Annotated in this window: 9 protein-coding genes; 4 read left to right on the top strand and 5 right to left on the bottom strand. The window is 71.4% G+C overall.

Annotated features, from left to right (window positions below):
- On the top strand, nt 1–1,059 hold a 1,059-nt coding region (gene hutU / locus ACZ4MH_RS33940; protein ID WP_351600923.1), incomplete at its 5' end, for a urocanate hydratase.
- 67 nt (nt 1,060–1,126) lie between these two features.
- On the opposite strand, the gene ACZ4MH_RS33935 is transcribed toward hutU, so the two are convergent.
- On the bottom strand, nt 1,127–2,566 hold the full coding sequence (locus tag ACZ4MH_RS33935) for an amino acid permease (RefSeq protein ID WP_467754854.1): 1,440 nt from the start codon (nt 2,564–2,566) through the stop codon (nt 1,127–1,129).
- A 164-nt stretch (nt 2,567–2,730) separates the two neighbouring features.
- Here ACZ4MH_RS33935 and ACZ4MH_RS33930 point away from each other — a divergent pair, with 164 nt between their 5' ends.
- A complete protein-coding gene (locus tag ACZ4MH_RS33930; protein ID WP_351600929.1) occupies nt 2,731–3,570 on the top strand; it encodes an IclR family transcriptional regulator in 840 nt (279 codons plus the stop codon).
- A 10-nt stretch (nt 3,571–3,580) separates the two neighbouring features.
- Here the strand turns inward: ACZ4MH_RS33930 and hutC are convergent, their stop codons facing one another.
- A complete protein-coding gene (gene hutC / locus ACZ4MH_RS33925; RefSeq protein ID WP_351600932.1) occupies nt 3,581–4,336 on the bottom strand; it encodes a histidine utilization repressor in 756 nt (251 codons plus the stop codon).
- A gap of 162 nt (nt 4,337–4,498) precedes the next feature.
- On the opposite strand from hutC, the gene hutG reads away from it, so the two are divergent.
- A complete protein-coding gene (gene hutG / locus ACZ4MH_RS33920; RefSeq protein WP_351600935.1) occupies nt 4,499–5,548 on the top strand; it encodes a formimidoylglutamase in 1,050 nt (349 codons plus the stop codon).
- Between the two features lie 42 nt (nt 5,549–5,590).
- Here the strand turns inward: hutG and hemC are convergent, their stop codons facing one another.
- Nucleotides 5,591–6,529 carry a hydroxymethylbilane synthase gene (gene hemC, locus ACZ4MH_RS33915; protein ID WP_351600939.1) on the bottom strand — a complete coding sequence of 313 codons (939 nt, stop codon included), beginning with the start codon at nt 6,527–6,529 and terminating at the stop codon, nt 5,591–5,593.
- Nucleotides 6,530–6,805: 276 nt separating this feature from the next.
- On the opposite strand from hemC, the gene ACZ4MH_RS33910 reads away from it, so the two are divergent.
- A complete protein-coding gene (locus ACZ4MH_RS33910; RefSeq protein ID WP_467754853.1) occupies nt 6,806–7,444 on the top strand; it encodes a transglycosylase SLT domain-containing protein in 639 nt (212 codons plus the stop codon).
- On the opposite strand, the gene ACZ4MH_RS33905 is transcribed toward ACZ4MH_RS33910, so the two are convergent.
- Both ACZ4MH_RS33905 and asnB read right to left on the bottom strand, forming a co-directional pair.
- Nucleotides 7,441–7,953 carry a MarR family winged helix-turn-helix transcriptional regulator gene (locus tag ACZ4MH_RS33905; RefSeq protein ID WP_351600945.1) on the bottom strand — a complete coding sequence of 171 codons (513 nt, stop codon included), beginning with the start codon at nt 7,951–7,953 and terminating at the stop codon, nt 7,441–7,443. The genes ACZ4MH_RS33910 and ACZ4MH_RS33905 overlap by 4 nt on opposite strands.
- Before the next feature lie 18 nt (nt 7,954–7,971).
- Nucleotides 7,972–9,813, bottom strand: coding sequence for an asparagine synthase (glutamine-hydrolyzing) (gene asnB, locus ACZ4MH_RS33900; protein WP_351600948.1), 1,842 nt, complete (start codon nt 9,811–9,813; stop codon nt 7,972–7,974).
- Nucleotides 9,814–10,141 lie beyond the last annotated feature (328 nt).

Below are 10,141 nucleotides of genomic sequence, written 5' to 3'. Positions count from 1 at the left end.
GAGCACCGCTACCTGGACGTGCGCGCCGACAGTCTGGAGCACGCGCTGCAGCTGGCTACCGAGGCGCGTGATCAGCGCAGGCCGCTGTCCATCGGGCTGCTGGGCAACGCGGCGGAGCTGCTGCCGCGGATGCTGGCCGAGGGTGCGCCGATCGACATCGTCACCGACCAGACCTCGGCGCACGATCCGCTGGCGTATCTGCCGGTGGGCGTGGACTTCGAGGACATGGCGGCGGCTGCGTCCAAGGACCCGGCCGGGTTCACCACCCGCGCCCGCGAGTCCATGGCCAAGCACGTCGAGGCGATGGTCGGCTTCATGGACGCGGGCGCGGAGGTTTTCGACTACGGCAACTCCATCCGCGGCGAGGCCCAGCTCGCGGGCTATGACCGGGCGTTCGCCTTCCCCGGCTTCGTCCCGGCCTACATCCGCCCGCTGTTCTGTGAGGGCAAGGGCCCCTTCCGCTGGGCGGCCCTGTCGGGTGAGGCCTCGGACATCCACAAGACGGACAAGGCGATCCTGGACCTGTTCCCGGAGAACGAGTCGCTGCACCGCTGGATCAAGATGGCGGGCGAGCGCGTCCACTTCCAGGGTCTGCCGGCCCGGATCTGCTGGCTGGGTTACGGCGAGCGCGACAAGGCGGGCGAGCGCTTCAACGAGATGGTGGCTGACGGCACGCTGCAGGCGCCGCTGGCGATCGGCCGGGATCACCTGGACTGCGGCTCGGTGGCCTCCCCCTACCGGGAGACCGAGGCGATGCTGGACGGCTCGGACGCGATCGCGGACTGGCCGCTGCTGAACGCCATGGTGAATGTGGCCTCCGGTGCGTCCTGGGTCTCCCTGCACCACGGTGGCGGGGTCGGCATGGGCCGCTCCATCCACGCGGGCCAGGTGTCGGTGGCCGACGGCACGAAGCTGGCGGGCGAGAAGGTCCGCCGCGTGCTGACCAACGACCCCGGCATGGGCGTCATCCGGCACGTGGACGCCGGATACGACATCGCCGAATCCGTCGCCGCCGAGCGCGGCGTCCGCGTTCCCATGCGGGAGGGCGACGGCGCGTAACACGCGCGCATGAGCCGAGCGGGGCCGCCGCCAATGACGTCGGCGGCCCCGCTCGTTCCGTACCCGGTCAGGCCGTGGAACGGGAACGCGGACGGACCCAGAGGAAATGAACCACCGACAGCAGAACCAGCCAGACGGCTCCGACGATCAGGGCGATCCGGGTGCTCGCGGAAAAGGCGAGCAGCACCATCACGGCCGCCATGAACACCATGGCGATGATTTGCCCGTACGGCCAGAACGGGACGCGGAAGGCGAGCGCGGCCACTTCCTCGCGCGACATCTTCCGGCGGGCCGCGTACTGCGTCGCGAGAATCATCAGCCAGACCCAGACGGTGGCGAAGGTGGCGATGGAGGAAATGATGAGGAAAATGCGGTCGGGCATCAGGTAGTTCAGCACCACGCCGAGCAGCAGCGAACCGATCATGATGCCGACGGTCATGGCCGGCACGCCGCTGCGCGAGAGCCGCCGCATGACCGCCGGGGCCTGGCCGCGTTCGGCCATGCCGTACATGATGCGGCCGGCGGCGAAGATGTCGCTGTTGATCGCGGAGAGCGCGGCGATCACCACGACGACGTTCAGCACGGCCGCCGCGGACTTGATGCCGAGACCGGCGAAGATCTGCACGAACGGGCTGGCGTCCGAGCCGATTTCCTGCCACGGATTCAGCGACATGATGACGGCGAGGGTCAGCACGTAGAAGAGCACGATGCGCAGCGGAATGGAATTCACCGCACCCGGGATCGTCTTCCCCGGGTCCTCCGCCTCGCCCGCCGTGACGCCGATGATTTCCGTGCCGCCGAAGGCGAACATCACGACCGCGAACGACAGGATGAATCCCTGGAAGCCGTGGGCGAAGAAACCGCCGTGGCTCCAGAGGTTGGACACACCGATATGCATGCCGTCGCCACCGCCGCCGACGCCCAGTACGAGAATGGCGAGGCCCGCCAGGATCATCGCGCCGATAGCCACGATCTTCACCAGCGAGAGCCAGAATTCCAGCTCACCGAAGACCTTGACGTTGAAGAGGTTCAGCACGCCGATGACGGCGATCGCGGCGAGCAGCCAGATCCAGCGCGGTACGTCGGGGAACCAGAATCCCATGTAGACGCCGAGCGCGGTGATGTCGGCAATACAGACGATGACCATTTCGAAGGCATAGGTCCAGCCGGTCGTGAAGCCCGCGAGCGGGCCGAGATACCGGGTGGCGTACTCGCCGAAGGAGCCGGCGCAGGGGTTGTTGACCGCCATCTCGCCGAGCGAGCGCAGTACGAGGAAGACGGCCGCGCCGCCGATCAGATAGGCCAGCAGTACCGCCGGGCCGCCGGCCTGGATGGCCTCGGAGGAACCGTAGAACAGGCCGGTGCCGATGGCCGATCCGAGGGCGATGAACCGGATGTGGCGGGCCCTCAGCCCGCGGTGCAAGGTCGCGGTGCCGGTGGCCGCCGCGTCGCCGGCCGCCGTATCGGTCGCCGTCTTGTCGGTGTTCTGAGAAGTGTCGGTAGTCAAAAGATGCCCCCTCCTTCGGGAACAGCACGTCCGTCCCTGACGTGTGACATGGGTGCTCGGCCGGCCGGGGCGGCGCGTGTCGCCGCTCGCACGAGCGCAGAAGCAGCCGTCTGTATATGCCTGTATAGACAGGACGGTCAAGGGGTGTTCCGGGAGATGTGCAGATGACGGAGCGGCGGGAATCCGGTATGCCCGGTACGGCGGCGGCCGCGTCCAGCACCTCGCCGGCCGTCGGGCGGGCGCTGGACATCCTCACCCACCTCGCGGGCCGCTCGGGCCCGGTGCGGGCCGCGACACTCGCCCGCGACCTCGGCATCCCGCGCTCCTCGGCTTACCACATCCTCACCGTGCTGGCCGGGCGCGGCTTCATCACCTACCTCCCGGACGAGCAGGCGTACGGGCTGGGCGTCGCCGCCTTCGAGATCGGCTCCGCCTATCTGCGGCACGAGCCGCTGGAACGGCTCGCGCGGCCGATCCTGCGCACCCTCGCGGGCCGCCTCGCGCAGCCGGTGCACCTGGGCGTGCTGCACGGCGCGGAGACCGTGTACCTGCTCAAGGAGCAGCCCGCGGCGGTGCGTTCGGGCGCCGCGGCGGTGCCACTGGTCACCGAGGTCGGCGTCCGGCTCCCGGCGCACCTCACGGCCAGCGGCCGGGCGCTCCTCGCGCACGTCGGCGAGGCGCAGCTCAAGGCGCTCTTCCCGCGCCCCGGCGACCTCATCACCCGTACCGGCAAGGGCCCGCGGTCGCTGGGCGAGCTGCGCGACCTGCTGGCCCGGGACCGGGCGCGCGGCTGGTCGGAGGAGACCGAGCTGGTCTCGGCGGGCTTCCGGTCGGTCGGGGTGGCGGCGTTCGACCACCACGGGCGGCCGGTCGCGGCCCTGAGCAGCACCTGGTACCGCCACCACCGGCCGCGCGACGAGGCGTACGTGCGCGACCTGCTGCGCAAGGGCGCGGCCCGCCTCACGCACGCGGTCTCGGGCCGCGCCCCGACGCGACAGCCGTAGGGCCGGTCGGTCAGCGGTTGTCGAACGTGCCCTGCAGCCGGTACCGGGACCCCGGGTGCAGCAGCCGCGCGATGCTGACCAGCGCCTCGCCCGACCAGGTGCGCCGGTGGATGAGCAGGCACGGTTCGGACTCGGGGACGCCGAGGACGGCGCACTCCTCCGCCGACGGCAGCACCGCCTCCACCACGTGCTCGCCCCTGCCCAGCGGCGCCACCTCGGACAGGAACGTGAACGGGGTCCGCCGGGTGAAGTCCTGCTCCAGATAGCCGGGCGCGAACTCCGGGTGGACGTACCGGTCCTCCAGCTGGATCGCCACGTCGTCCTCGAAGTGCACCACCCGCGACCGGAAGACCCGGCGCCCGGCGCCCGGGCCGAACTGCGCGGCGACCTCCGGATCGGCGGTCTCCGCCCGTACGTACAGCACCTCGGCGCGGTACCGGTGTCCGCGGCGGCGCACCTCGTCGGCGATGTTGTGCACCTCGACCAGCGCCGAACTGCCCTTGTGCAGCGCCACGAAGCTGCCCACGCCCATCACCCGGCGGATCAGGCCCTGGCCCGCCAGCTCCCGCAGCGCGCGGTTCACCGTCATCCGGGACAGCCCCAGCGACTCCACGAACCGGCTCTCCGAGGGGAGCGCGTCGCCCTCCCGCCACCGGCCGCTCATGATCTGCTCGGTGACGAGGTCCTTCACGCGCTGGTACGCGGGAGCGGCGCCGGACGCCTGCGCGTGGTACCGCCGCGCGAGGTCAGCAGCCTCCTCGGCCAAGCCGTTCACCGTCCCTCGCACTCGTGGTCACACGCTTCTCGCGGGTGACGCGGGCACCGGAATCCTAGTGGGTCTCGGATCCGAGGAACCGGGGCGTCCGCGCTGGCCCGTACGCCGGTACCCGGGTGTGATGGCAGCGGACCACCGAGGAGCTGAGGAACCGTGACGAGCACCGTGCAGCAGGCCGCGCAGGCCACCGACCTGGAGCAGCGGCAGGACCAGGAAGCGGCCGTGACCGTGGACGCACCCGCCGGGCCCTGGACCGGCCGTGACGACGGGCCCGGCATCGAGCACCTGCGCTGGCACCACGCGGTGACGCCGTACTCGGACGCCGGGCCGGACCGGGGCCGGGACGGTCACTGGGACGCCGCCTTCGTCGGCTTCCGGAGCGATGAGGGCGTGCGCCGCAACAAGGGGCGGCCGGGCGCGGCCGACGGCCCCGGAGAGCTGCGCCGCGCGCTCGCCCCGATGGCGCTGCAGACGCCGCTGCGGGCGCTGGACGCCGGGGACATCGAGGTCGGCGACGGCGACCTGGCGGCCGGCCAGCGGCGGCTGGGCCGCGCCGTCACCGCCCTCCTCGACCGGGGCCGCCCGGTGACCGTGCTCGGCGGCGGACACGAAGTGGCGTACGGCAGTTACCTGGGCCTCGCCGGCAGCCGCGCGCTGCGCGCCGGCGCCCGGCTCGGCGTGCTCAACCTCGACGCGCACTTCGACCTGCGCGACGACGTCCGGCCCAGCTCCGGCACGCCGTTCCTGCAGATGGCCGGGGACGAGGCGGCCCGGGGCGCGGAACCGAACTACTGGGTGCTCGGGGTGAGCGCGCCGAGCAACACCGAGCGGCTGTACCGCACCGCCGACCGGCTCGGCGTCCGCTACCTCCCCGACACCGACTGCGGCCTGCTGAACGTGCACCGCGTCGACGCCTTCGTGGACGACTTCCTCGCGAGCTGCGACCTCGTGCACCTCAGCATCGACCTGGACGTGCTGCCCGCCGCCGTGGCGCCGGGGGTCAGCGCGCCGGCCGCGTACGGAGTGCCGCTGGAGGTCGTGGAACACGTCTGCGCCAAGGTCGCGGCGAGCGGACAGCTGGCCGTCTGCGATGTCGCCGAACTCAATCCGGATCTGGACCTCGATCACCGCACGGCGCGTACCGGTGCCCGCCTGGTCCACCGCATCCTGACGAGCGCGCGGGGCACGCACCGCCGACCGTGACCGGGGCGGCTCGGGCCCCGGCCCCGGCCTTGGCGCCGTGCCTCAGTGCGGGATGCCGTCGATCAGTTCGCGGGCGCCCTGGCGGAGCAGGGCGACGGCGACGGAGGTGCCGAGGGTGGCGGGGTCGAGCCGGCCCGCCCACTCGTGCGCGTTGAGGATCGTCTTGCCGTCGGGGGTGAACACGCAGGCCCGCAGCGACAGGTCGCCGGCCCCGCGCCCGGACCTCGCGTACCCGGCGATGGGGGAGTTGCAGTGCCCCTGGAGCACGTGCAGGAACATCCGCTCGGCCTGCGTCTCCCGGTAGGTGTCCGGGTCGCCGAGCCCGGAGACCGCGTCGATGGTGGCGGTGTCGTCCTCGCGGCACTGCAGGGCCAGTACTCCGGCGCCGATCGGCGGGCACATCGTGTCGACGGACAGCACCTCGGTGATCACGTCGGGGCGGCCGATGCGGTGCAGCCCGGACACCGCGAGGAGCAGCGCGTCGGCCTCCCCGGCGTGCAGCTTCTCCATCCGCCGGTTGGCGTTGCCGCGCATCGGCACCGTCTCCAGCTGCGGGTGCGACGCGGCGAGCTGGGCGCGGCGGCGTACGGAGGAGGTGCCGATACGGGTGCCGGCGGGGAGCTCGTCGAGGGTGAGCCCGCCGGGGTGGATGAGCGCGTCCCGCACGTCGTCGCGCTTGAGGAACGCGGCGAACGTCGTGCCGGCGGGCAGCGGACGGTCGGCGGGGATGTCCTTGACGCAGTGCACGGCGAGGTCCGCTTCCCCGGACAGCAGCGCCGCGTCGACCTCCTTGGTGAACGCGCCCTTGCCCTCGACCGCGGAGAGGTCACCCATCCAGCGGTCACCGGTCGTGGTCACGGGGATGACCTCGGTGGCGATGCCCGGGTGCAGCGCGGCGAGTTCGGTACGGACGCGCTCGACCTGGGCCAGGGCCATGGGGGAGGAGCGGGAGACGATACGGATCAGCTCAGGGGCGGACATGGGGCCACGATAGCCCCGCGAGACTCCTCCCACCGCCCGGGCCCCGACTCGTATCGCAAAACTTCGAAGATATCGTCATTCCGCTCGGACCGCCGGTCCCGGCCGGGTGCTCGGCGGGTCTTGATTCCGGCTGATAGGACGCCTTCCAAGTGAGCCGGCGGCTCGACGGGAAGGCGATGATTTCCCATGCACGTGGCCAGGACTGCAGCCACCGCCCTTTCCTCTGTCCTCGTCCTGATAATTCCTGCCGCGATCGTGTTCAGTGGAATGGCGGATATGCGCCCCGGTGAGGCCGGGACGCACACGGAAGAAGCCGCGCTGTACGGCGGTGATGCCCGGCCGGCGGCGGCCAGGGTGGGTCACCGGGCGCCTGCCGCGTCCGGCGGGAAGGTCCGGGTCTCCTCGGCCGGGCTGGAGGGGCAGGCCGCCACGTTCGTCGCGGCGGGGCTGACGGAGCAGCGCTTCGAGGCCGCTGCGCGGGCCTCCCGGGCCAGCTCGGAGGCCCGGTCCGCGGCGCTGGAAGAGCAGCGGCGCGAGGCGGCCAGGAAGCGCGCCGAGGCCAGGGAGCGGGTCGAGGCGACAGGGCCGGCCGGGTGGATCCGCTCGTGTCTGCGAGTCACCGGATCACCCGAATACTGGTACGCCGGGCTGTGGACGATCGCCCGCAGGGAATCCGGATTCGATCCCCACGCATTCAACGGATGGGACGCCAACGCGGTGGCGGGCGAGCCGTCCCGGGGGCTTTTCCAGACGACCATGGGAACGTTCCGGGCGCACCATCAGCCCGGTACGGCATGGGACATCAATGACCCGGTGGCGAATTGCGCGGCGGCCGTGAATTACATCAAGGCGCAGTACGGCGACATCTCCCGCGTGCAGCAGGCCCATTCGGGCAGCCCGCCGAAGGGGTATTAGGGGGCTGCCGGAGATCCGTCGGCAGCCCCGTGGTCCGGCTCCGTCAGCCGGCGCAGCAGGGCGCCCGCCTCCAGTACCCGGCGCACGTCCTCCGGAGGCAGCGTGCCGAGGCGCCCGGCGAGCGCCTCGGCCTCACTGTGTGCCACGTCGTTCAGCGCGCGGACGCCGTCCTCGGTGACGACCACGCGTGCCGCGCGCCCGTCGGTCGGGTCCGGCTCCCTGCGGACCAGCCCCGCCGACTCCAGGCTCGCCACCGCGGCCGTGGCCGTCGGCTGCGAGCAGGGGATGCGGTCGGCCAGTACGCCGATGCGGGACGGGCCGAGCTGGGTGAGCAGGGCGAGGACGATGAGCTGGGTGGGCGGGACGCGGCGGCCGGGGACGGCCCTGCCCAGGCTGCGCAGCAGCCGGTGCAGGGTCACGACCAGCTCCAGCGCGGCCTCTTCACCGACCGCGCTCGGCGCCGTCTCCTCGCCGACCGTCACGCCACCGTCCACCCGTCTGTCGTCCATCGACCTGCCTCGATCAGGTCAAGAGAGTGTAATGGTCGGCGAGTACATGTCCATCCAGAGGGCCAGGTCCAGGGTGCGTTCGAGGCCGCGCCGCGATGCCTGGGTGATCTGCGGGACGTCGACCTTGACGGCGCGCCGCAGCCAGTCGCGGCTGACCAGGTCGAACACCGGGTGCGAGGGCTTGGCGAGCAGGTCCTTGATGTGGCCCTGGAGCGCGACGGCGTACTTCGGGTCCTGCGTGGAGGGGTACGGGCTCTTCACCCGGTCGTAGACCGACGTGGGCAGCACGTCGGCGGTGGCCTCGCGCAGCAGGCTCTTCTCCCGGCCGTCGAACGACTTCAGGCTCCACGGGGTGTTGTAGACGTACTCCACGAGCCGGTGGTCGCAGAACGGCACCCGCACCTCCAGGCCGACGGCCATGCTGGCCCGGTCCTTGCGGTCCAGCAGGACGCGGACGAACCGGGTCAGGTGCAGGTAGCAGATCCTGCGCATGCGGTACTCGAAGTCGCTCTCGCCGTCGAGCCGCTGGATGTCCGCGACGGCCGTGTCGTAGCTGTCCTGGACGTAACTGCCCAGGTCCATCGCCTTGGTGACGCCCTCGGTGAGGATGTTGCCGTCGTCGCCGAAGTGCTCGGCGAACTGCACCAGCCAGGGGAAGGTGTCGGCCTCGCGCGCCTTGGGGTCGAAGAACTGCTTGTACCCGCCGAAGACCTCGTCCGCCGACTCGCCGGACAGCGCCACCGTCGAGTGCTCGCGGATCGCCTTGAACAGCAGGTACAGCGAGGCGTCCATGTCGCCCAGGCCCATCGGCATGTCCCGGGCGCGGATCATCTTGGAGCGCACTTCGGGGTCGGCGAGCTGGTCGGAGTCCAGGACGATGTCCTGGTGCTCGGTCTTCGAGGCGCGCGCCACGTCGTGCACGAAGGGGGTGTCCGGGGTGTCGCGCAGCGCGTCCGGGGTGAAGTTCTCGGTCTGGCCCACGAAGTCGACCGCGAAGCTGCGGACCGTCTTGTCCTCGGCGGCCAGCTGCTGGGCGGCCAGCGCGGTCATCGCGGAGGAGTCCAGGCCGCCGGAGAGCAGCGTGCAGCGGGGCACGTCGGCGACGAGCTGGCGGCGCACGATGTCGTCCAGCAGCGACCGCACGTGGGCGATCGAGGTCTCCTGGTCGTCGGTGTGCTGCTTGGTCTCCAGCGTCCAGTAGACGCGGGTGCGCAGGCCGTTCTTGGTCAGCGTGACGACCGTGCCGGGCTCGACCTCGCGCATGCCCTCGTACACGGCGTGGCCGGGGGTCTTGACGAAGGCGAACAGCTCGCGCAGGCCGTCCAGTGTCACGGTGGGGCGCACCTGCGGATTGGCGAGGATGGCCTTGGGCTCGGAGCCGAAGAGCACGCCGTCGTCGGTGGCGTAGTAGTAGAAGGGCTTGATGCCCATCCGGTCGCGGATCATCACGAGTTTCTGCTCGCGGCTGTCCCAGATGGCGAAGGCGTACATGCCGTTGAGGCGTTCGGCGACGGCCTCGCCCCACTCCAGGTAGCCGTGCAGGACGACCTCGGTGTCGGAGTCGGTGGTGAAGCGGTGGCCGCGCGCGGCAAGTTCCTTGCGCAGTTCGGAGAAGTTGTACGCCTCTCCGGAGTAGACCATCGCGACCGGCCCGTCGGGGGTGTCGACGGTCATCGGCTGGCGGCCGCCCGGCAGGTCGATGATGGCGAGCCGGCGGTGGCCGAGGGCCGCCGGGCCCTGCACCCAGGTCCCGGCGTCGTCCGGACCGCGGCAGGACATGGTCTGGGTCATGGCGTCGACGGTGTCCTGTTCGGACCGCAGGTCACGCTGGTAGGCGACCCATCCGGCGATTCCGCACATGCTGCTCCTCCGAATCCGACCCCGGGCCGGGTGCGTAGGGGGGATCGGCCGGATCCCGAACAGGGGTCATCGGCCGGGCACCCAGGGTCATATGTATCGAGCACCTATGTAACGAGCATGTGTCAGACGGGTGTCGTCCGTCAACAGGGCCATGGGGAGTGAATGCGACTGACCGGGCAGGAGGTAAAGCGGGCGCCAAGTGCCGGTATACAGGCGGCATTTGGACGGTCATGGGAGTGGGGGGGGGGGGGGGGGGGGGGGGGGGGGGGGGGGGGGGGGGGGGGGGGGGGGGGGGGGGGGGCGCCACAACGGGGTTGCGCGCCGTCTC

It is taken from the genome of Streptomyces sp. NPDC026301, from assembly GCF_055567935.1.
This window is presented reverse-complemented; position numbering and strand designations above follow the sequence as displayed.